At 68.7% G+C, this 18,227-nt stretch carries 27 protein-coding genes; all 27 read right to left on the bottom strand.

Annotation, left to right across the window (positions count from 1 at the left end):
- Window positions 1-10: 10 nt before the first annotated feature.
- Window positions 11-382: a 50S ribosomal protein L18 gene (rplR, locus tag AC07VC_RS03410; RefSeq protein WP_012039291.1), complete on the bottom strand. Its 372-nt coding sequence runs from the start codon at window positions 380-382 to the stop codon at window positions 11-13.
- A gap of 2 nt (window positions 383-384) precedes the next feature.
- Entirely contained in the window at window positions 385-921 is a 537-nt protein-coding gene (rplF, locus tag AC07VC_RS03405; protein ID WP_094116583.1) for a 50S ribosomal protein L6, read from the bottom strand.
- 4 nt (window positions 922-925) lie between these two features.
- Complete coding sequence (gene rpsH / locus AC07VC_RS03400) at window positions 926-1,324, bottom strand: 30S ribosomal protein S8 (RefSeq protein WP_012039293.1); 399 nt, start codon at window positions 1,322-1,324, stop codon at window positions 926-928.
- A 138-nt stretch (window positions 1,325-1,462) separates the two neighbouring features.
- Window positions 1,463-2,059, bottom strand: a complete 597-nt coding sequence (gene rplE / locus AC07VC_RS03395; RefSeq protein ID WP_192973318.1) for a 50S ribosomal protein L5 — start codon at window positions 2,057-2,059, stop codon at window positions 1,463-1,465.
- Between the two features lie 2 nt (window positions 2,060-2,061).
- Window positions 2,062-2,421, bottom strand: coding sequence for a 50S ribosomal protein L24 (gene rplX, locus AC07VC_RS03390; protein ID WP_043668810.1), 360 nt, complete (start codon window positions 2,419-2,421; stop codon window positions 2,062-2,064).
- A 2-nt stretch (window positions 2,422-2,423) separates the two neighbouring features.
- On the bottom strand, window positions 2,424-2,792 hold the full coding sequence (rplN, locus tag AC07VC_RS03385; RefSeq protein ID WP_012039296.1) for a 50S ribosomal protein L14: 369 nt from the start codon (window positions 2,790-2,792) through the stop codon (window positions 2,424-2,426).
- 27 nt (window positions 2,793-2,819) lie between these two features.
- Window positions 2,820-3,116 (bottom strand): 30S ribosomal protein S17, encoded by a 297-nt coding sequence (gene rpsQ / locus AC07VC_RS03380; RefSeq protein WP_094116585.1) that lies wholly within the window; start codon window positions 3,114-3,116, stop codon window positions 2,820-2,822.
- Between the two features lie 2 nt (window positions 3,117-3,118).
- Window positions 3,119-3,445: a 50S ribosomal protein L29 gene (gene rpmC / locus AC07VC_RS03375; protein ID WP_012039298.1), complete on the bottom strand. Its 327-nt coding sequence runs from the start codon at window positions 3,443-3,445 to the stop codon at window positions 3,119-3,121.
- The gene (gene rplP, locus AC07VC_RS03370; RefSeq protein ID WP_094116586.1) at window positions 3,445-3,864 is read right to left on the bottom strand and encodes a 50S ribosomal protein L16; all 420 of its coding nucleotides are present in this window, start codon (window positions 3,862-3,864) and stop codon (window positions 3,445-3,447) included. The genes rpmC and rplP overlap by 1 nt, the downstream gene beginning before the upstream one ends.
- 2 nt (window positions 3,865-3,866) lie before the next feature.
- Window positions 3,867-4,664 (bottom strand): 30S ribosomal protein S3, encoded by a 798-nt coding sequence (rpsC, locus tag AC07VC_RS03365; protein WP_012039300.1) that lies wholly within the window; start codon window positions 4,662-4,664, stop codon window positions 3,867-3,869.
- Window positions 4,664-5,056, bottom strand: a complete 393-nt coding sequence (gene rplV, locus AC07VC_RS03360) for a 50S ribosomal protein L22 (protein ID WP_116054425.1) — start codon at window positions 5,054-5,056, stop codon at window positions 4,664-4,666. Before rplV ends, rpsC begins: the two co-directional genes overlap by 1 nt.
- Window positions 5,057-5,081: 25 nt before the next feature.
- Window positions 5,082-5,363 carry a 30S ribosomal protein S19 gene (rpsS, locus tag AC07VC_RS03355; protein ID WP_012039302.1) on the bottom strand — a complete coding sequence of 94 codons (282 nt, stop codon included), beginning with the start codon at window positions 5,361-5,363 and terminating at the stop codon, window positions 5,082-5,084.
- Window positions 5,364-5,375: 12 nt separating this feature from the next.
- Window positions 5,376-6,215 (bottom strand): 50S ribosomal protein L2, encoded by an 840-nt coding sequence (gene rplB / locus AC07VC_RS03350; protein ID WP_043668798.1) that lies wholly within the window; start codon window positions 6,213-6,215, stop codon window positions 5,376-5,378.
- 22 nt (window positions 6,216-6,237) lie between these two features.
- The gene (gene rplW, locus AC07VC_RS03345; protein WP_012039304.1) at window positions 6,238-6,537 is read right to left on the bottom strand and encodes a 50S ribosomal protein L23; all 300 of its coding nucleotides are present in this window, start codon (window positions 6,535-6,537) and stop codon (window positions 6,238-6,240) included.
- Window positions 6,534-7,190, bottom strand: a complete 657-nt coding sequence (rplD, locus tag AC07VC_RS03340) for a 50S ribosomal protein L4 (RefSeq protein WP_043584322.1) — start codon at window positions 7,188-7,190, stop codon at window positions 6,534-6,536. Before rplD ends, rplW begins: the two co-directional genes overlap by 4 nt.
- A 2-nt stretch (window positions 7,191-7,192) precedes the next feature.
- Window positions 7,193-7,846, bottom strand: coding sequence for a 50S ribosomal protein L3 (gene rplC, locus AC07VC_RS03335; RefSeq protein ID WP_094116588.1), 654 nt, complete (start codon window positions 7,844-7,846; stop codon window positions 7,193-7,195).
- An 8-nt stretch (window positions 7,847-7,854) separates the two neighbouring features.
- Window positions 7,855-8,163, bottom strand: coding sequence for a 30S ribosomal protein S10 (gene rpsJ, locus AC07VC_RS03330; RefSeq protein WP_012039307.1), 309 nt, complete (start codon window positions 8,161-8,163; stop codon window positions 7,855-7,857).
- Between the two features lie 435 nt (window positions 8,164-8,598).
- Window positions 8,599-9,567, bottom strand: a complete 969-nt coding sequence (locus AC07VC_RS03325) for a DNA topoisomerase IB (protein ID WP_317229369.1) — start codon at window positions 9,565-9,567, stop codon at window positions 8,599-8,601.
- Between the two features lie 157 nt (window positions 9,568-9,724).
- Window positions 9,725-10,918 (bottom strand): elongation factor Tu, encoded by a 1,194-nt coding sequence (gene tuf / locus AC07VC_RS03320; RefSeq protein WP_043584326.1) that lies wholly within the window; start codon window positions 10,916-10,918, stop codon window positions 9,725-9,727.
- 114 nt (window positions 10,919-11,032) lie between these two features.
- Window positions 11,033-13,147 (bottom strand): elongation factor G, encoded by a 2,115-nt coding sequence (fusA, locus tag AC07VC_RS03315; protein ID WP_094116590.1) that lies wholly within the window; start codon window positions 13,145-13,147, stop codon window positions 11,033-11,035.
- A 47-nt stretch (window positions 13,148-13,194) separates the two neighbouring features.
- Entirely contained in the window at window positions 13,195-13,665 is a 471-nt protein-coding gene (rpsG, locus tag AC07VC_RS03310; RefSeq protein WP_012039311.1) for a 30S ribosomal protein S7, read from the bottom strand.
- Window positions 13,665-14,039: a 30S ribosomal protein S12 gene (gene rpsL, locus AC07VC_RS03305; protein ID WP_012039312.1), complete on the bottom strand. Its 375-nt coding sequence runs from the start codon at window positions 14,037-14,039 to the stop codon at window positions 13,665-13,667. Before rpsL ends, rpsG begins: the two co-directional genes overlap by 1 nt.
- 264 nt (window positions 14,040-14,303) lie before the next feature.
- Window positions 14,304-14,729: a DUF6121 family protein gene (locus AC07VC_RS03300; RefSeq protein ID WP_494674438.1), complete on the bottom strand. Its 426-nt coding sequence runs from the start codon at window positions 14,727-14,729 to the stop codon at window positions 14,304-14,306.
- A 19-nt stretch (window positions 14,730-14,748) separates the two neighbouring features.
- The gene (locus AC07VC_RS03295) at window positions 14,749-15,759 is read right to left on the bottom strand and encodes a DMT family transporter (RefSeq protein ID WP_494674439.1); all 1,011 of its coding nucleotides are present in this window, start codon (window positions 15,757-15,759) and stop codon (window positions 14,749-14,751) included.
- A gap of 55 nt (window positions 15,760-15,814) precedes the next feature.
- Window positions 15,815-16,645, bottom strand: a complete 831-nt coding sequence (locus AC07VC_RS03290; RefSeq protein ID WP_317229709.1) for an amino acid ABC transporter ATP-binding protein — start codon at window positions 16,643-16,645, stop codon at window positions 15,815-15,817.
- A complete protein-coding gene (locus tag AC07VC_RS03285) occupies window positions 16,632-17,297 on the bottom strand; it encodes an amino acid ABC transporter permease (RefSeq protein WP_317229710.1) in 666 nt (221 codons plus the stop codon). The genes AC07VC_RS03290 and AC07VC_RS03285 overlap by 14 nt, the downstream gene beginning before the upstream one ends.
- A 41-nt stretch (window positions 17,298-17,338) precedes the next feature.
- A complete protein-coding gene (locus AC07VC_RS03280) occupies window positions 17,339-18,190 on the bottom strand; it encodes an amino acid ABC transporter substrate-binding protein (protein ID WP_317229714.1) in 852 nt (283 codons plus the stop codon).
- Between the last annotated feature and the right edge of the window lie 37 nt (window positions 18,191-18,227).

The following is an 18,227-nucleotide window of genomic DNA, read 5'->3' as shown; positions in this document are numbered from 1 at the left end:
TCGGCTGCGCTCACAGGCTCAGACCACCCTCTCGAGCTCCTTCGGCGATGGCCGCGACGCGTCCTGCGTAGCGGTTGCCACCACGATCGAATACGACGCTCTCCACGCCGGCCGCCTTGGCGCGCTCGGCGACGAGCTCGCCGACCTTGCGCGACTTGGCGGTCTTGTCGCCGTCGAACGTGCGCATGTCGGCCTCGAGGGTCGATGCGGACGCGACGGTGTGACCACGGCTGTCATCGACGACCTGCACGAAGACGTGGCGGGCCGAGCGGGTGACGACCAGGCGCGGACGCAGCTCGGTGCCCTCGACCTTCTTGCGCAGGCGTGCGTGCCTGCGGCCGCGGGCGGCGGACTTGCTTTTTCCTCTAACTCCGAGAGCCATGATCACTTACCACTCTTTCCGGCCTTGCGGCGAACGTTCTCGCCGGCGTAGCGGACGCCCTTGCCCTTGTAGGGCTCGGGCTTGCGAATCTTGCGGATGTTGGCGGCCGTCTCGCCGACGAGCTGCTTGTCGATGCCGACGACGGTCATCTTGTTGACGCCCTCGACGGTGAAGCTGATGCCCGCGGGCGCCTCGACGTACACGGGGTGGGAGAAGCCGAGCGCGAACTCGACGCCCTTGTCCTTGAGCGCGACGCGGTAACCCGTGCCGACGATCTCGAGGCCCTTGGTGTAGCCGGTGGTGACGCCGACGATCTGGTTGGCGATGAGGCTGCGCGTGAGGCCGTGGAGCGAGCGCGACTCGCGCTCGTCGTCGGGACGGGTGACGAGCACCTGTCCGTCCTGGACCTCGGCGCGGATGGGCTGGGCCACGGTGAGGCTCAGCTCGCCCTTGGGGCCCTTGACCGTGACGACCTGGCCGGCCACGGCGACGTCGACCCCTGCGGGGACGTCGATGGGGAGTCTTCCGATGCGGGACATGTCGTTACCACACGTAGGCGAGGACTTCCCCACCCACGCCCTTCTTCGCAGCCTGGCGGTCCGTGAGGAGCCCCGAGGAGGTGGACAGGATGGCGACCCCGAGGCCACCGAGGACCTGGGGGATCTCCGCGGACTTCGCGTAGACGCGCAGTCCGGGCTTCGACACGCGCTTGATGCCCCGGATGGAGCGCTCGCGATCGGGGCCGAACTTGAGGCTGAGCGTCAGCGTCTGGCCGACGCGGGCGTCCGCGACGTCCCAGCCGGCGATGAAGCCCTCGGACTTGAGGATGTCGGCGATGTGCGACTTGAGCTTGGAGTGCGGCATGGAGACCGTGTCGTGGTGCGCGGAGTTCGCGTTCCGGAGTCGGGTCAGCATGTCGGCGACCGGGTCGGTCATTGTCATGACTGGTGGTACCTCTCTCGCCTGGTTTCGTTCATCCGGACACGGATGACGACCTGTGGTGGTGGCGGCGCCGGGCGGAGGTGCCCGGCGCCGATCGTGCGGTGGTGCTGGTCGTGCGGGTGATGCTGGTGGAGCTGGTTACGGCGTGTTCTCGGGCGTCTGGAACGGGAAGCCGAGCGCCTTGAGCAGCGCGCGTCCCTCGTCGTCCGTCCGAGCGGTCGTGACGACCGTGATGTCCATGCCGCGGACCCGGTCGATGCGGTCCTGGTCGATCTCGTGGAACATGGACTGCTCGTTGAGACCGAACGTGTAGTTGCCGTTGCCGTCGAACTGCTTCGGGCTGAGCCCGCGGAAGTCGCGGATGCGGGGCAGGGCGAGCGACAGCAGGCGGTCGAGGAACTCCCACATGCGGTCGCCGCGCAGCGTCACGTGGGTGCCGATGGCCTGGCCCTCACGCAGCTTGAACTGAGCGATCGACTTGCGGGCCTTGGTGACCTGCGGCTTCTGGCCCGTGATCTTGGTGAGGTCGGCGACCGCGCCGTCGATGATCTTGCCGTCACGAGCGGCGTCGCCGACGCCCATGTTCACGACGATCTTCGTGAGCCCGGGCACCTGGTGCACGTTCGTGAAGCCGAGATCAGCGGTCAGCTGGCTGACGATCTCGGAGCGGTACTTCTGCTTCAGGCGCGGGAGCTGCTTCTCCTCGGCCGTGCCAGCGGTTGCGGTGTCGGTCATTGCTAGAGGTCCTTACCTGACTTCTTGGCGTAGCGGACGCGGACGGTCTTGGAGACCCCGTCCTTCTCGACCGTCTCGGTCCGGAAGCCGACTCGCGTGGGCTTCTTGGACTCGGGGTCGACGAGCGCGACGTTGGAGATGTGGATGGGCGCCTCGACGGTCTCGATGCCGCCGGTCTTGGAGCCGCGCTGCGTCTGGCCGACGCGGACGTGCTTCGTGATGAAGTTCACGCCCTCGACGACGACGCGGTTGCGCTCGACCAGGACGGACAGGACCTTGCCCTGCTTGCCCCGGTCGCCGCCCTTGGCCTGCGTGCGACCCGTGATGACCTGGACCAGGTCACCCTTCTTGATGTTCGCCATGACTAAATGACCTCCGGTGCCAGCGAGATGATCTTCATGAACTTCTTGTCCCGGAGCTCGCGGCCCACCGGTCCGAAGATGCGGGTGCCGCGGGGCTCCCCGTTGCTGTTCAGGATGACGGCGGCGTTCTCGTCGAACTTGATGTACGAGCCGTCGGGACGGCGCGTCTCCTTCTTGGTGCGGACGATGACGGCCTTGACGACCTCGCCCTTCTTGACGTTTCCGCCGGGGATCGCGTCCTTGACGGTCGCGACGATGACGTCGCCGAGGCCGGCGTAGCGGCGACCCGAGCCACCGAGCACGCGGATGGTCAAGATCTCCTTGGCACCCGTGTTGTCCGCGATCTTGAGGCGGGATTCCTGCTGAATCACTGTTGCTCCTTATCCAAGCAGCCGGGGCTACTTGGCCTTCTCGAGGATCTCGACCAGGCGCCAGCGCTTGGAGGCGCTGAGGGGACGGGTCTCGTTGATCAGGACGAGGTCGCCGATTCCGGCGGAGTTCGCCTCGTCGTGCGCCTTGACCTTGGAGGTGCGGCGGATGACCTTGCCGTACAGCGGGTGCTTCACGCGGTCCTCGACCTCGACGACGATGGTCTTGTCCATCTTGTCGCTGGTGACGTAGCCACGACGGGACTTGCGGTAGCCGCGGTCGACCGTCGCGGTGTCAGCCGTGTTCTTCTCTTCGGCGTTCGCCATGATCAAGCCTCCTCAGCCTTCTCGGTGACGGCGGCGTCGTCGGCCTTCGCGGCCTTCTTCGTCGCCTTCTTCTTCTCGGGCTTCTCGGGGACCTCGACGGGGGCGGGCGTGGCACGGATGCCCAGCTCGCGCTCGCGGATGACCGTGTAGATCCGAGCGATGTCGCGCTTGACCGCGCGGAGGCGGCCGTGGCTGTCGAGCTGACCGGTGGCCGACTGGAAGCGCAGGTTGAACAGCTCCTCCTTGGCCTTCTTCAGCTCTTCGACGAGTCGCTCGTCCTCGAAAGTGTCCAGCTCGACGGGGGCGAGCTCCTTGGAACCGATCGCCATTATGCGTCGCCTTCCTCGCGCTTGATGATGCGTGCCTTGAGGGGCAGCTTGTGGATGGCCCGGGTGAGCGCCTCGCGCGCCGTGACGTCGTCGACGCCGGCGAGCTCGAAGAGGACGCGACCCGGCTTGACGTTCGCGACCCACCACTCGGGCGAGCCCTTGCCGGAGCCCATGCGGGTCTCGGCGGGCTTCTTGGTGAGCGGGCGGTCGGGGTAGATGTTGATCCACACCTTCCCGCCGCGCTTGACGTGACGCGTCATGGCGATTCGAGCGGACTCGATCTGGCGGTTGGTGACGTAGGCGGGCGTGAGGGCCTGGATGCCGTACTCACCGAACGACACGGTGGTGCCACCGGTCGCGTGGCCGGAACGGCCGGGGTGGTGCTGCTTGCGGTGCTTGACTCGACGGGGGATCAACATGGTTACGCCTCAACTCCTGCTGCGGCGACCGGCGCTGCCTCGGCGGCCGGCGCGGTGCGCGGCGCGTTGGTGCGGCGGTCTCCGGTTCGACCGTCGGAACGGTCGTTACGACGCTCGGGGCGCGACGACTTCTGGTTCGCCTGCTCGCGAGCGAGATCCTTGTTGGTGATGTCGCCCTTGTAGACCCAGACCTTCACGCCGATGCGGCCGAAGGAGGTGCGGGCCTCGTAGAAGCCGTAGTCGATGTTCGCGCGGAGGGTGTGCAGCGGCACGCGTCCCTCGCGGTAGAACTCCGACCGGCTCATCTCGGCGCCGCCGAGGCGGCCCGACACCTGGATGCGGACGCCCTTGGCGCCGGCGCGCTGCGCGCCCTGCAGGCCCTTGCGCATCGCACGGCGGAATGCCACGCGACCCGCGAGCTGCTCGGCGATGCCCTGGGCGACCAGCTGCGCCTCGGCCTCGGGGTTCTTCACCTCGAGGATGTTCAGCTGGATCTGCTTGCCCGTGAGCTTCTCGAGGTCGGCGCGGATGCGCTCGGCCTCGACGCCGCGGCGGCCGATGACGATGCCCGGGCGGGCCGTGTAGATGTCCACGCGGACACGGTCACGGGTGCGCTCGATCTCGATGCGCGCCACGCCGGCGCGGTCGAGGCTCGTCTTGAGCATGGTGCGGATGCGCACGTCCTCGGCGACGTAGTCGCTGTAACGCTGCCCCTTCTTCGTGCTGTCCGAGAACCAACGCGACACGTGGTCGGTGGTGATCCCGAGACGGAACCCGTACGGGTTGACCTTCTGTCCCATTACTTGCTCGCCTTCTTCGTGGTCGACGCCACGTCCGCCTCGTCCGGCGTCGCGAGGACGACCGTGATGTGGCTGGTGCGCTTGTTGATACGGAATGCGCGACCCTGTGCGCGCGGCTGGAACCGCTTGAGGGTGGTGCCCTCGTCCACGAACGCCTTGGCGATGTAGAGGTCCTGCTCCGCGAGGAAGCTGTTGGACGCGTCGGCCTTGACCCGCGCGTTCGCCATGGCCGAGGCCACCAGCTTGTAGATCGGCTCGCTCGCGCCCTGCGGCGCGAACTTCAGGATGGCCAGGGCCTCCTCGGCCTGCTTCCCGCGGATCATGTCCACGACGCGACGGGCCTTCTGGGGGGTGACGCGGATGTGACGCACGCGTGCGATCGACTCCACCATTTCTCTCCTCCTTCTCGTCGCCGCGCTAGCGGCGACGACCCTTCTTGTCGTCCTTCACGTGGCCGCGGAAGGTGCGCGTGAGAGCGAACTCGCCGAGCTTGTGGCCCACCATCGACTCGGTGACGAACACCGGGACGTGCTTGCGACCGTCGTGCACCGCGATGGTGTGACCCAGCATCGCCGGGATGATCATCGAGCGGCGCGACCAGGTCTTGATCACGTTCTTGCTGCTGGCCTCGTTCGCCGAGATCACCTTGCGGAGCAGGTGGTCGTCGACGAAGGGGCCCTTCTTCAGACTGCGTGGCATCTTCTACAACTCCTACTTGCGCTTCTTGCCGGCGTTGCGGCGGCGAACGATGAGCTTGTCGCTGGGCTTGTTGATGTGGCGCGTGCGGCCTTCCTTCTGGCCCCACGGGCTGACCGGGTGGCGTCCACCGGAGGTCTTGCCCTCACCACCACCGTGCGGGTGGTCGACGGGGTTCATCGCGACACCGCGGACGGTCGGGCGGACGCCCTTCCAGCGCATGCGGCCGGCCTTGCCCCAGTTGATGTTCGACTGCTCGGCGTTGCCGACCTCGCCGATGGTCGCGCGGCAGCGCGCATCGACGTTGCGGATCTCGCCGGAGGGCAGGCGCAGCTGGGCGTAGGGGCCGTCCTTCGCCACGAGGCGAACGGAGGCGCCGGCGGAGCGGGCCATCTTCGCGCCGCCGCCGGGGCGGAGCTCGATGGCGTGGATGACGGTACCCGTCGGGATGTTGCGCAGCGGCAGGTTGTTGCCGGGCTTGATGTCGGCCGTGGCGCCCGACTCGATCTTGTCGCCCTGCTTCAGCTTGTTCGGCGCGAGGATGTAGCGCTTCGTGCCGTCGATGAAGTGCAGGAGCGCGATGCGCGCCGTGCGGTTGGGGTCGTACTCGATGTGGGCGACGGTCGCGATGACGCCGTCCTTGTCGTTGCGCTTGAAGTCGATCACGCGGTACTGGCGCTTGTGGCCACCACCGATGTGACGGGTCGTGATGCGACCCTGGTTGTTGCGGCCACCGGTCTTGGAGAGCGGGCGGAGCAGCGACTTCTCGGGCGTCGAGCGCGTGATCTCCACGAAGTCGGCGACGGACGAACCGCGACGACCCGGGGTCGTGGGCTTGTACTTGCGAATAGCCATTGGTGTTTTCCTAGTCCCGGTCTCAGCCGACAGTCGTGAAGATGTCGATGGAGCCCGACTTGAGGGAGACGATGGCGCGCTTGGTGTCCTTGCGCTTGCCCATCCCGAACTTGGTCCGGCGGGTCTTGCCCTGCTTGTTGAGCGTGTTGACCGACGCGACCTGCACGCCGAAGATCTTCTCGATCGCGAGCTTGATCTCGGTCTTGTTCGAGCGGGGGTCCACGATGAACGTGTACTTGCCCTGGTCGATCAGGCCGTAGCTCTTCTCGGAGACGACCGGCGCGATGATGATGTCGCGGGGGTCCTTCTGGGTGGCGCTCATGCGGCAACCTCTTCCTTGGCCGTCTTCGACTCGACGAACGCGTCGAACGCGCCCTTCGTGAAGACGATGTCGTCGCTCACGAGCACGTCGTACGCGTTGAGCTGGTCGTAGGACAGCACGTGGACCGTCGGGATGTTGCGCACGCTGCGGAGGCTGACCTCGTCGGTGCGCTCCAGGACGATGAGGACGTGCTTGCTCGTGGCGATGCCCTCGAGCAGCGCGACCACGGTCTTCGTCGAGGGGACGTCTCCGGCGGAGAGGCTCTCGATGACGTGGAGGCGGGCGCCGCGCGCGCGGTCGGAGAGGGCGCCGAGCAGGGCTGCGGCGATCATCTTCTTGGGGGTGCGCTGCGAGTAGTTGCGGGGCGTGGGCCCGTGGACGATGCCACCGCCGGTCATCTGGGGTGCGCGGATCGAGCCCTGACGAGCGCGACCGGTGCCCTTCTGCTTGAACGGCTTGCGGCCGGCGCCGGAGACCTCGCCGCGGCCCTTGGTCTTGTGCGTTCCCTGGCGCGCCGCGGCGAGCTGGGCGACGACGACCTGGTGGATGAGCGGGACGTTGGTCTGCACGTCGAAGAGCGACGCGGGCAGGTCGACGGAGCCGGTGACTGCACCGGTCGCGTCGAGGACGTCGAGCTGGGTGTCGGTAGCCATGACTACTTCCCCTTCACTGCGTTGCGGACGAAGACGATGCGGCCACGCGCGCCGGGCACTGCGCCCTTGACGAGCAGGAGGCCCTTCTCGGCGTCCACGCTGTGGACGACGAGGTTCAGCACGGTGACGCGCTCGCCGCCCATGCGACCGGCCATGCGCATGCCCTTGAAGACGCGGCTGGGGGTCGAGGAGGCGCCGATGGAGCCGGGCTTGCGGTGGTTGCGGTGCGAACCGTGCGAGGCGGAGACGCCCTTGAAGTTGTGGCGCTTCATGACGCCCGCGAAGCCCTTGCCCTTGCTGGTGCCGACGACGTCGACCTTGGTGCCGGCCTCGAAGGCGCCGACCGTGATCTCCTGGCCGAGCGAGTACTCGGCGAAGTCGGCGGTGCGGACCTCGGTGAGGTGGCGGCGCGGCGTGACGCCGGCCTTGTCGAAGTGGCCGGTGCTCGGCTTGTCGGCCTTGCGGGGGTCGATCTGGCCGTAGGCGATCTGGATGGCGCCGTAGCCGTCCACCTCGGGCGTGCGCACCTGGGTGACAACGTTCGGGGTGATCTGCACGACGGTCACGGGGATGAGCTTGTTGTTCTCGTCCCACACCTGCGTCATGCCCAGCTTCGTGCCGAGCAGACCGGTGAAAGTCCTGTTAGCGGTAGACATGGGTTCCCTTAGAGCTTGATCTCGATGTTGACGTCGGCCGGGAGGTCGAGTCGCATGAGCGAGTCGACCGCCTTCGGCGTCGGGTCGACGATGTCGATCAGACGCTTGTGCGTGCGCATCTCGAAGTGCTCGCGGCTGTCCTTGTACTTGTGAGGGGAGCGGATCACGCAGATCACGTTCTTCTCGGTGGGCAGCGGCACCGGGCCGACGACCGTGGCGCCCGCGCGGGTCACCGTGTCGACGATCTTCCGGGCCGAGGAGTCGATGACCGAGTGGTCGTACGACTTAAGTCGGATGCGGATCTTCTGTCCCGCCATGTGTGACTCTCTCTCTTTCGTGCGTCATGCGGCCTCGGACCGTATTGGACGCGTGTGTCCCTCGCTCGGACCGGGCGCCTCGTGGCGCCGTGATCCGTGGTGCACCCGGGCGCGCATCGTGGGACGCGGCCTCGGGCAGCTCGTGCACCCGCCCGCATGCGGGCGCGGACGAGCGGTGCTCATCCGGTGGGTGTCGTGTGCCTCTGCTCTGCTGCCCGCGGCCTAACCTGCTCCGGGAGCGACGTGCGCTCCGGGCGGCTATGCACTGCCTGGCAGTGATCCGGTGTCTCGCGCGCAGGGCGGCGTGCACCGGAATGTTGAACTAGACGAGTTTGTCATAGTCCGGGCATGCGTGCAACCCGGGCGTGTCGCGCCCGCTCCCCTGTGTTTCCGGGCCTCTCGGCGGCTCCCGCGGGCTCCTCGGAAGGCGCCGGATCACCGGAAGAGGAGGTTGCGGAGCTCCGTCTCGCCGGACGCCAGGCGCTGCGGGTCGATGGTGCGACCGTGCAGGTACTCGTCGACGAGGCGCGGGTCCACGTAGCTGGTCTTCGCGATCGTCGGGGTGTTGCTCAGCACCTCCGCGGCGTCGCGGTACGCCTGGGCGAGCGCCTTCTGCCGCTTGCCCTTGGTCTCCTCCGGGCCGTGCTTGGCGAGGCTGATCGCCGCGGCGACGGTGCCGTGCAGCGTGCGGAAGTCCTTCGCGGTGAAGTCGCCGCCCGTGCGCTCGCGCACGTAGTCGTTGATGTCGGCCGCCCCCAGGGGATGCCAGTCGCTCCCGTCCCGGTAGGCGAGGAGCCGCGCGTTGGGCCCGCGGCGCGTCAGGCCGCGGATGGCCTTGACCAGGTCCGCGTCCCGGATGTCGCTCGACCACTCCTGCCCGCTCTTCGCGGGGAACTCGAGGTGGACCGTGTCGTCGTGGATCGTGACGTGCGAGCACAGCAGCGTCGACAGCCCGTGGCTGCCGTTCGACTCGGTGTACCGCTCGCTGCCGACGCGGAGGCTGCCCGTGTCGAGCATCCGGAAGCCGGCGGCGAGGGCCCGCTCGCGCGTGAACCCGTCCTGACGGAGGTGCATGGTGACCTGGCGACGGGCAGCCGGCAGCGACTCCGCCAGCTGCAGGGCGCGGTCGAACTTGATGCGGTCCTTCTGCTCCCGCCAGGTCGGGTGGTAGATGTACTGCCGGCGCCCGGCGCTGTCCACGCCCGTCGCCTGCACGTGCCCGTTGTCGTAGGGGGCGATCCAGACGTCGGTCCACGCGGGCGGGATTCCGAGTCCCTCCATCCGCGCGCGGAGCTGCCGGTCGACGACCCGGTTCCCGTCGGAGTCGAGGTACGTCCAGCCCCTGCCGGACCTCTTCCGCGTGTAGCCCTTGCCGTTGGCGTCGCTGCGCCGGAGTCTGACCATCCCTCGAACCTACGCGCCGCGGCGCGAACCGTTCGCCCACTACCGATCCGGGGACGCCATCCGCAGGCAGCCGTGAGACGGATGCGCCGGTTAACGGCCGACAGGGCCGGGCCATGACGGCCCGACCCTGTCGGAGGTGGTGCTGGTGGAGCTGGTGCTACTTGACGATCTTCGTGACCGTGCCGGCGCCGACGGTGCGGCCACCCTCACGGATGGCGAAGCCGAGGCCCTCCTCCATGGCGATCGGCTGGATCAGCGCGACGTTCATGTCGGTGGTGTCGCCGGGCATGACCATCTCGGTGCCCTCGGGCAGCGTGATGACGCCGGTGACGTCGGTGGTGCGGAAGTAGAACTGCGGACGGTAGTTCGCGTAGAACGGGTTGTGACGCCCGCCCTCCTCCTTGGAGAGGATGTACGCGGTGCCCTCGAAGTCCGTGTGCGGCGTGACCGAACCCGGCTTGACGATGACCTGGCCGCGCTCGACGTCCTCGCGCTTCGTGCCGCGGAGCAGGAGCCCGCAGTTCTCGCCGGCCCAGGCCTCGTCGAGCTGCTTGTGGAACATCTCGATGCCCGTGACGGTGGTCTTGACGGTGGGACGGATGCCCACGATCTCGACGTCCGAGTTGATGGCGAGGGTGCCGCGCTCGGCGCGACCCGTGACGACGGTTCCACGACCGGTGATCGTGAACACGTCCTCGACGGGCATGAGGAACGGCTTGTCCTTGTCGCGGACGGGCTCGGGGATGGACTCGTCGACCGCCTCCATGAGCTTGACGATCTGCTCGACCCACTTCTCGTCGCCCTCGAGCGCCTTGAGGCCGGAGACCTGGACGACGGGGGCGTTGTCGCCGTCGAAGTCCTGGCTGGAGAGCAGCTCGCGGACCTCGAGCTCGACGAGCTCGAGGATCTCCTCGTCGTCGACCATGTCGGACTTGTTGAGCGCGACGAGCAGGTACGGCACGCCGACCTGCTTCGCGAGCAGCACGTGCTCGCGCGTCTGGGCCATGGGGCCGTCGGTGGCGGCGACCACGAGGATCGCGCCGTCCATCTGGGCCGCGCCGGTGATCATGTTCTTGATGTAGTCAGCGTGACCCGGGGCGTCGACGTGAGCGTAGTGACGCTTGGGCGTCTCGTACTCGACGTGCGAGATGTTGATCGTGATGCCGCGCTGGCGCTCCTCGGGAGCGGAGTCGATGGACGCGAAGTCGCGCTGCACGTTGGTCGCCGACGGGTACTTGTCCGCCAGGACCTTGGAGATCGCTGCCGTCAGCGTCGTCTTGCCGTGGTCGACGTGACCGATCGTTCCGATGTTGACGTGCGGCTTGGTCCGCTCGAACTTGGCCTTACCCACTGTGGGTCCTCCTCAGGACTCGGTGGCAGGGCGTCCGGTTGTTCCTCGGACGCCCTGCGGATTGGAGATGGTGCTTATGTTACTGAAACGGCGGATGCCGCTCGAACTGGAGGGCTACTCGCCCTTGTTCTTCTGGACGATCTCGTCGGCGACAGCCTTCGGGACCTCGGCGTAGCTGCCGAAGCTCATCGAGTACACCGCGCGGCCCGAGGTCTTGCTCCTCAGGTCGCCGACGTAGCCGAACATCTCCGACAGGGGGACGTTCGCCGTGATGACCTTGACGCCGCTGGCGTCCTCCATGGCCTGGATCTGGCCGCGGCGGGAGTTCAGGTCGCCGATGACGTCGCCCATGTACTCCTCGGGCGTGCGGACCTCGACGGCCATGAGCGGCTCGAGCAGCACGGGCTTCGCCTTGCGCGCGGCCTCCTTGAAGGCCATCGAGCCGGCGATCTTGAACGCCATCTCCGAGGAGTCGACGTCGTGCGCGGCGCCGTCGAGCAGCGTCGCCTTCACGCCCACCATGGGGTAGCCCGCGAGGACGCCGACCTGGAGCGCGTCCTGGATGCCCGCGTCGACCGAGGGGATGTACTCCCGCGGGACGCGACCACCGGTGACCTTGTTGTCGAACTCGTAGGTCTTCTCCGCGGTCACCTCCATGGGCTCGATCTTGATCTGGATCTTGGCGAACTGGCCCGATCCACCCGTCTGCTTCTTGTGGGTGAAGTCGTGCTTGTCGACGGTGCCGCGGATGGTCTCGCGGTACGCGACCTGCGGCTTGCCGACGTTCGCCTCGACGTTGAACTCGCGCTTCATGCGGTCGACCAGGATGTCGAGGTGGAGCTCGCCCATGCCCTTGATGACCGTCTGACCGGTCTCCTGGTTCTGCTCCGTGCGGAAGGTCGGGTCCTCCTCGGCGAGCTTCTGGATGGCGACACCCAGCTTCTCCTGGTCGGCCTTCGTCTTCGGCTCGATCGCGACCTCGATGACGGGCTCGGGGAACGTCATCGACTCGAGGACGATCTGGTCCGTCGGGTCGCAGAGCGTGTCGCCCGTGGTCGTGTCCTTGAGGCCGATGACCGCGTAGATGTGACCGGCGGTGACCGAGTCGACCGGGTTCTCCTTGTTGGAGTGCATCTGGAAGATCTTGCCGATGCGCTCCTTCTTGCCCTTGGTCGAGTTGATGACCTGGGAGCCGCCCGCGATGGTGCCCGAGTAGACCCGGACGTACGTGAGGCGACCGAAGAACGGGTGCACCGCGACCTTGAACGCGAGAGCCGAGAACGGCTCGGTCGCGTCGGGCTTGCGGATGATGATCTTCTCCTCGTCGCGCACGTCGTGGCCCTCCATGGGGGGCACGTCGAGCGGGCTGGGGAGGTAGTCGATGACCGCGTCGAGCATGGGCTGGACACCGCGGTTCTTGAACGCGGAGCCGCACAGCACGGGGTAGATCTCGCTGTTGACGGTGAGCTTGCGGATGGCGGCCTTGATCTCCGCCACCGTCAGCTCCTCGCCGCCGAAGTACTTCTCGAGCAGCGCGTCGTCGGTCTCGGCGACGGTCTCGAGCAGCTTGGCCCGGTACTCGTCCGCCTTGTCCTGCAGATCCGCGGGGATCTCCTCGATCTCGTACTTCGCACCGAGCTCGACGTCTCCCTTGGAGTCGCCGCGCCAGGTGAGCGCGCGCATCTCGACGAGGTCGATGACGCCCTCGAAGCCGCCCTCGGCGCCGATGGGCAGCTGGATGACCAGCGGCTTGGCGCCGAGGCGGTTGACGATCGTGTCGACCGTGAAGTAGAAGTCGGCGCCGAGCTTGTCCATCTTGTTGACGAAGCAGATGCGCGGCACGTCGTACTTGTCGGCCTGGCGCCACACCGTCTCGGACTGGGGCTCGACGCCCTCCTTGCCGTCGAACACGGCGACCGCGCCGTCGAGGACGCGGAGCGAGCGCTCCACCTCGACGGTGAAGTCGACGTGCCCGGGGGTGTCGATGATGTTGATCTGGTTCTTGTTCCAGAAGCACGTCGTCGCGGCGGACGTGATGGTGATGCCGCGCTCCTGCTCCTGGGCCATCCAGTCCATCGTGGCGGCGCCGTCGTGGACCTCGCCGATCTTGTGAGTGATGCCCGTGTAGAACAGGATGCGCTCGGTGGTGGTGGTCTTGCCGGCATCGATGTGAGCCATGATGCCGATGTTGCGGACCTTGTTCAGGTCGGTGAGCACGTCCTGTGCCACAGGTTCCTCCGAAAGGGGTTGGTGGTGCTGTCGAACGAGGTGGTCGACTACCAGCGGTAGTGCGCGAACGCCTTGTTCGACTCGGCCATCTTGTGGGTGTCCTCGCGGCGCTTGACCGCGGCACCGAGGCCGTTGGATGCGTCGAGGATCTCGTTGGTGAGACGCTCGGTCATGGTCTTCTCGCGACGCGACTTGGCGTACGTCGTGAGCCAGCGGAGCGCGAGCGTGTTCGCGCGGTGCGGCTTGACCTCGATGGGCACCTGGTAGGTGGAGCCACCCACGCGGCGCGAGCGGACCTCGAGGGCCGGGCGGACGTTGTCGAGCGCCTTCTTCAGCGTGACGACGGCGTCCTGGCCGTTCTTCGCGGCGACGCCGGCGAGGGCGTCGTAGACGATCTTCTCGGCGAGGCCCTTCTTGCCGTCGAGCAGGATCTTGTTGACGAGCTGGCTGACGATCGGCGCACCGTAGACGGGATCTGCGACGACAGGGCGCTTGGGGGCGGGACCCTTGCGAGGCATTACTTCTTCTCCATCTTCGCGCCGTACCGGCTGCGAGCCTGCTTGCGGTTCTTCACGGCCTGGGTGTCGAGCGCGCCGCGGACGATCTTGTAGCGCACGCCGGGGAGGTCCTTCACGCGACCGCCGCGGACGAGCACCATGGAGTGCTCCTGGAGGTTGTGGCCCTCACCGGGGATGTAGGCCGTGACCTCCTGGCCGTTGCTGAGCTTGACGCGGGCGACCTTGCGGAGAGCCGAGTTCGGCTTCTTCGGGGTGGTCGTGTAGACGCGGGTGCAGACGCCGCGCTGCTGGGGGTTGGCCTTCAGGGCGGGCGCCTTGGTCTTGACGACCTTGGGCGTGCGGCCCTTGCGGACCAGCTGCTGGATGGTTGGCACTACGGGACTCCTCGATGCTGCACGGTGACAGCGGGTTGATGGTCAGCATTCGATGCCCGCGGACGGGATCGAGTTCAACTGGACCCGCGCATCCGCCGACCACGGGAGTGGGAGGCGCCGGCGGGTATGCCGTGGGGGCCGGCCGAATGGCCGAACCCTGGTCGGTGCTCTCGTGGCCGGCTCGCGCGCCCCGACTTCACGGCACGACACGAGCGCACGACGAAGCGCACACCCCCGTTACGATACAGTTCCGCGACTCGCCGGTCAAACGGTGGACGAGGGCCCCCGGGCGGCCAGCGCGACGGCGCCGAGGCCGAGGAGCGCCGAGACGCCGAGCACGGCGATCCCGAACGGGTCCACCAGGTGCCGCAGGGCGAAGGCGAGGCTCGCGAATACGTCCGCGCCGCTGAGCAGGTAGACCACGGCTCCTACCAGGCCGTAGGCGAGCCAGGCCGCGGCGCCCCATGCGACCACCGGCAGGACCGGGATCCTCCGGTCGCGGTCCGCCTCCCGGGCCGTGCGCACGAGCCCGCCGGCGAAGACCAGCGTGGAGCTCACGACCATGAGCGGCCCGAGCAGCACGCCCGCGTCCCGCTCCGGGATGACGTCGTCGCCGCCGAGGAGGGCGACGAAGCCGAAGATGCAGACGACGAGCGCGACGTGCATCACCGCGGCCAGGAGGGGGATCACTCCCCCAGCCTGACACGCGTCAGCGGTGGTCCGGCTGCTCTGCCAGCTTGCGGTCGTACTCGGCCCGCGCCTCGACGTTCCTCGCCTTGACCCGGCGGCCGCGGGCGCTGATGCCGGCGCCGAGCCATGTGACGAGCTCGCGGGCGAGGAAGGCGGCCAGGATCCCGTCGGGGAACGTCACCGTGCGCTGGAGGAGCAGCGCCTGCTCCGACGGGGCGAGGTCCATGACGCCGCCCTGCAGCAGGCGCGTGCCGATGTACGCCGCGTACACGAGGATCGCGACGGGCAGGCCGCCGAGCACGAACGCCCACCACCTGCCGCGGTTCACCAGGAGCGCGAGCAGGACGAAGAAGACGAGGAAGGCGAGGGTCGGCACGTAGAAGACCGGCGACAGCAGGTACCGGCCGAACACGTCGCCGAACGCGTCCGGGTTCCGGACCGAGGCGAGGAGGGCGGTGCCCAGCGAGTAGAGCAGGGCGAAGAGGATGGCGGCGACGACGGCGATCAGCACGCCGAACCCGCGGTTGCCGCGCTTCTGCGGCGGCGTGGGCGCCTGCACGTAGATGGGCTGCGACGACGACTGACGGGCACCCTCCTCGTCGCGGGCACGGCGGTCGCGCTCGTCGCGCTCGCGGGCGTCGGCCTCGCGGGCCTCGCGCTCGCGGCGCTCCCGGTCCTCGACGTCGCGGCGGCGCGCGTCGGCCTCACGGGCCTCCGCCTCGCGGGCGTCGCGCTCCCGCGTCCCCGCCTCACGGGCCTCCACCTCACGCGCCTCGGCGTCGCGGGCGTCGCGCTCGCGGGCCTCGCGCTCGCGGACATCCGCCTCGCGGGCCTCGCGCTCGCGGGCGTCGCGGTCGTCGTCGACGGGAGCGGCGAACGCGGTCTCGTCGAAGGCGGACGTGTCCGCGTCGGACCGGTCCGCGGGGCCGTCGTCGAAGGCGGCGGCGGCGCGCTCGTCCGGGGTGCGGGGGTCCCGCGGCTGGTCGGCCTCGTCGGGCTGTCGGTGCGGGGCGGGCCTGTCGTCGGTCATGGCACGAACCTACCTCCGGGGGCCTCCGCCGCCGGGGCGCCGTGCCGGTGAGCGGCTAGAAGGGCTCGAGGAGCCGCTGGAGGAACCGGCGGGTGCGCTCCTCGGCCGGGTGCTGCAGCACCTGGGAGGGATGGCCGCGCTCCACGACGACGCCGCCGTCCATGAAGACGACCTCGTCGGCCACCTGGCGGGCGAAGGCCAGCTCGTGCGTGACGATCACCATGGTCCACGCCTCGTCGGCGAGCTCCTTGATGACGCTCAGCACCTCGCCCACGAGCTCCGGGTCCAGGGCCGAGGTCGGCTCGTCGAAGAGCAGGACCTGCGGCCGCAGCGCCAGCGCGCGCACGATGCCCACGCGCTGCTGCTGCCCGCCCGAGAGCTGGAACGGGTGCTGGTCGCGCTTGTCGGCGAGGCCCACGCGGGCGAGGAGCTCCTCGGCCTCGCGGGTCGCCTCGGCCACGGGCCGCCGCTGCACCTGCACGGGGCCCTCGATCACGTTCTCCAGCACCGTGCGGTGCGGGAACAGGTTGTACTGCTGGAAGACCATGGCGCTGCGGTCGCGCAGGGCCAGCAGCTCCCGGGAGCGCGGCTTCGCGCCGAAGTCGACGCGGAGCGCCCCGGTGGTGCCCGCCCGCGAGTCGGCGTCGGCCGCGGCGACCTCCACGACGCCGGCCTCCGGCACCTCGAGCCCGTTGAGGGACCGCAGGACGGTGGTCTTGCCGGACCCGCTGGGGCCGATGAGCGCGGTCACGCCGCCGCGTCGGACCTCCAGGTCGATGGAGCGGAGGACCTCGTTGTCGCCGAACGACTTCCGGAGTCCCCGGACGGTGAGGACGGGCTCGCCGGGCGTGCGCGGGGCGACGGGTGCGGGATCAGTGGGCGACATACCGGTCGAGCCTCCTCTCGAGGCGGGTCTGCGCGAAGGAGAGCACGAGGCAGACGAGCCAGTAGATCAGCGCCGCCTCCAGGTACAGGAGCATGTACTCGAAGGTCGACGACGCGATGAGCTGCGCCTGCTTGAAGAGCTCCGTCACGAGGATCACCGAGGCGAGGGAGGTGTCCTTCACCAGGCTGATGAACGTGTTGGACAGCGGCGGGACGGAGACGCGCGCCGCCTGCGGGACGATGATGCGCCGGAGCGTCATCGCCCGCGACATGCCGATGGTGTGCCCCGCCTCCCACTGCCCGCGCGGGACGGAGAGGATCGACGCCCGGATGATCTCGGCCGCGTACCCGCCCACGTTCACCGACAGGGCGATGACGGCGCTCGGCCACGGCGGCAGCACGATCCCGATGGACGGCAGCCCGTAGAAGATCACGAACAGCTGCACCAGGAGCGGGGTGCCGCGCACCACCGAGATGTAGGCCCGCGCGATGCCCGAGACCAGGCGGTTGCCGTACAGCCGCATGAGCGCGAGGCCGAGGGCGAGGGCGAGGCCGAGCGCGAAGGTGACGAGGGCGAGCGGGATGGTGCCGCGGATCGTCTCGAGCGCGAGCGGCCCGATGGACGACCAGAACAGGTCCCACTCCCTCGACATGCGATCCCCTCGTCCGGCTCTACGTCAGCGTACGCGGAGGACTACTGCGAGACGTCCGCGCCGAAGTACCGGTCGGAGATCTCGGCCAGCGTGCCGTCGGCGCGGAGATCGGCGAGGGCCTGGTCGACCGCGGCCACGAGGTCGTCGCTGCCCTTGCGGAAGACGAACGCGTTGAGCGACGGGTCGTCGGTCTCGGCCGCGACCCGCAGGTCGGAGTCGCCCTGCTGCTTCTGGTAGTCGAGGAGCGTGAGGCGGTCGTTGATGGTCGCGTCCACGCGGCCCTGCTGCAGGAGCGTCACGGCCTGCGCGAAGCCCTCGACGGCCTCCACGCGGGCGCCGCTCTCGGTGGCGAGCTCGTTCCAGTTGCTGGTGAGCGACTGGGCCGTGGTCTTGCCGGCGAGGTCGTCGAACGAGGAGATGCCCGAGTCCGCGCCCTTGACGATGATCACGCCGGGCGACACGGTGTACGGCTCGGAGAAGTCGTAGACGGCCTCGCGCTCGTCCGTGATGGAGATCTGGTTCGCGATGACGTCCCAGCGGCCCGCCTCGAGGCCGGCGAAGATCCCGTCGAACTGGGTCTCCTCGAAGACGGGCTCGACGCCGAGCTCGCCCGCGACGGCGGTGGCGATGTCGACGTCGTAGCCGGTGAGGGCGCCCGAGCCCGATCCCTCGTGGAAGGAGAACGGCGAGTAGGTGCCCTCGGTGCCGATGACGAGCTCGCCCGCGGCCTGGACGTCGGAGAGGCTCGTCGCGGCGGCCGGCGAGGCCGACGCGCCGTCGGTGGACCCGGCGGTGCCCGCGTCGCCCGAGGCGCAGCCCGCGAGGCCGAGGGCCGCGACGGCGACGAGGCCCGTGAGGGCGAGGGAGGGGCGGATGCGGGACAGGCGGCTCATGGGGGTCCTTGCGGTCACGGCGGATCCTCGTGCGCGG

The organism is Clavibacter sp. GW821-FHT01D01 (assembly GCF_059422605.1).
This window is presented reverse-complemented; position numbering and strand designations above follow the sequence as displayed.

What these genes read in the sequence shown, in the direction of transcription:
- rplR (WP_012039291.1), bottom strand. Translation starts at nt 382, where the DNA reads ATGGCTCTCGGAGTTAGAGGAAAAAGCAAGTCCGCCGCCCGCGGCCGC.
- rplF (WP_094116583.1), bottom strand. Translation starts at nt 921, where the DNA reads ATGTCCCGCATCGGAAGACTCCCCATCGACGTCCCCGCAGGGGTCGAC.
- rpsH (WP_012039293.1), bottom strand. Translation starts at nt 1,324, where the DNA reads ATGACAATGACCGACCCGGTCGCCGACATGCTGACCCGACTCCGGAAC.
- rplE (WP_192973318.1), bottom strand. Translation starts at nt 2,059, where the DNA reads ATGACCGACACCGCAACCGCTGGCACGGCCGAGGAGAAGCAGCTCCCG.
- rplX (WP_043668810.1), bottom strand. Translation starts at nt 2,421, where the DNA reads ATGGCGAACATCAAGAAGGGTGACCTGGTCCAGGTCATCACGGGTCGC.
- rpsQ (WP_094116585.1), bottom strand. Translation starts at nt 3,116, where the DNA reads ATGGCGAACGCCGAAGAGAAGAACACGGCTGACACCGCGACGGTCGAC.
- rpmC (WP_012039298.1), bottom strand. Translation starts at nt 3,445, where the DNA reads ATGGCGATCGGTTCCAAGGAGCTCGCCCCCGTCGAGCTGGACACTTTC.
- rplP (WP_094116586.1), bottom strand. Translation starts at nt 3,864, where the DNA reads ATGTTGATCCCCCGTCGAGTCAAGCACCGCAAGCAGCACCACCCCGGC.
- rpsC (WP_012039300.1), bottom strand. Translation starts at nt 4,664, where the DNA reads ATGGGACAGAAGGTCAACCCGTACGGGTTCCGTCTCGGGATCACCACC.
- rplV (WP_116054425.1), bottom strand. Translation starts at nt 5,056, where the DNA reads ATGGTGGAGTCGATCGCACGCGTGCGTCACATCCGCGTCACCCCCCAG.
- rpsS (WP_012039302.1), bottom strand. Translation starts at nt 5,363, where the DNA reads ATGCCACGCAGTCTGAAGAAGGGCCCCTTCGTCGACGACCACCTGCTC.
- rplB (WP_043668798.1), bottom strand. Translation starts at nt 6,215, where the DNA reads ATGGCTATTCGCAAGTACAAGCCCACGACCCCGGGTCGTCGCGGTTCG.
- rplW (WP_012039304.1), bottom strand. Translation starts at nt 6,537, where the DNA reads ATGAGCGCCACCCAGAAGGACCCCCGCGACATCATCATCGCGCCGGTC.
- rplD (WP_043584322.1), bottom strand. Translation starts at nt 7,190, where the DNA reads ATGGCTACCGACACCCAGCTCGACGTCCTCGACGCGACCGGTGCAGTC.
- rplC (WP_094116588.1), bottom strand. Translation starts at nt 7,846, where the DNA reads ATGTCTACCGCTAACAGGACTTTCACCGGTCTGCTCGGCACGAAGCTG.
- rpsJ (WP_012039307.1), bottom strand. Translation starts at nt 8,163, where the DNA reads ATGGCGGGACAGAAGATCCGCATCCGACTTAAGTCGTACGACCACTCG.
- AC07VC_RS03325 (WP_317229369.1), bottom strand. Translation starts at nt 9,567, where the DNA reads ATGGTCAGACTCCGGCGCAGCGACGCCAACGGCAAGGGCTACACGCGG.
- rpsG (WP_012039311.1), bottom strand. Translation starts at nt 13,665, where the DNA reads ATGCCTCGCAAGGGTCCCGCCCCCAAGCGCCCTGTCGTCGCAGATCCC.
- AC07VC_RS03295 (WP_494674439.1), bottom strand. Translation starts at nt 15,759, where the DNA reads ATGACCGACGACAGGCCCGCCCCGCACCGACAGCCCGACGAGGCCGAC.
- AC07VC_RS03290 (WP_317229709.1), bottom strand. Translation starts at nt 16,645, where the DNA reads ATGTCGCCCACTGATCCCGCACCCGTCGCCCCGCGCACGCCCGGCGAG.
- AC07VC_RS03285 (WP_317229710.1), bottom strand. Translation starts at nt 17,297, where the DNA reads ATGTCGAGGGAGTGGGACCTGTTCTGGTCGTCCATCGGGCCGCTCGCG.
- AC07VC_RS03280 (WP_317229714.1), bottom strand. Translation starts at nt 18,190, where the DNA reads ATGAGCCGCCTGTCCCGCATCCGCCCCTCCCTCGCCCTCACGGGCCTC.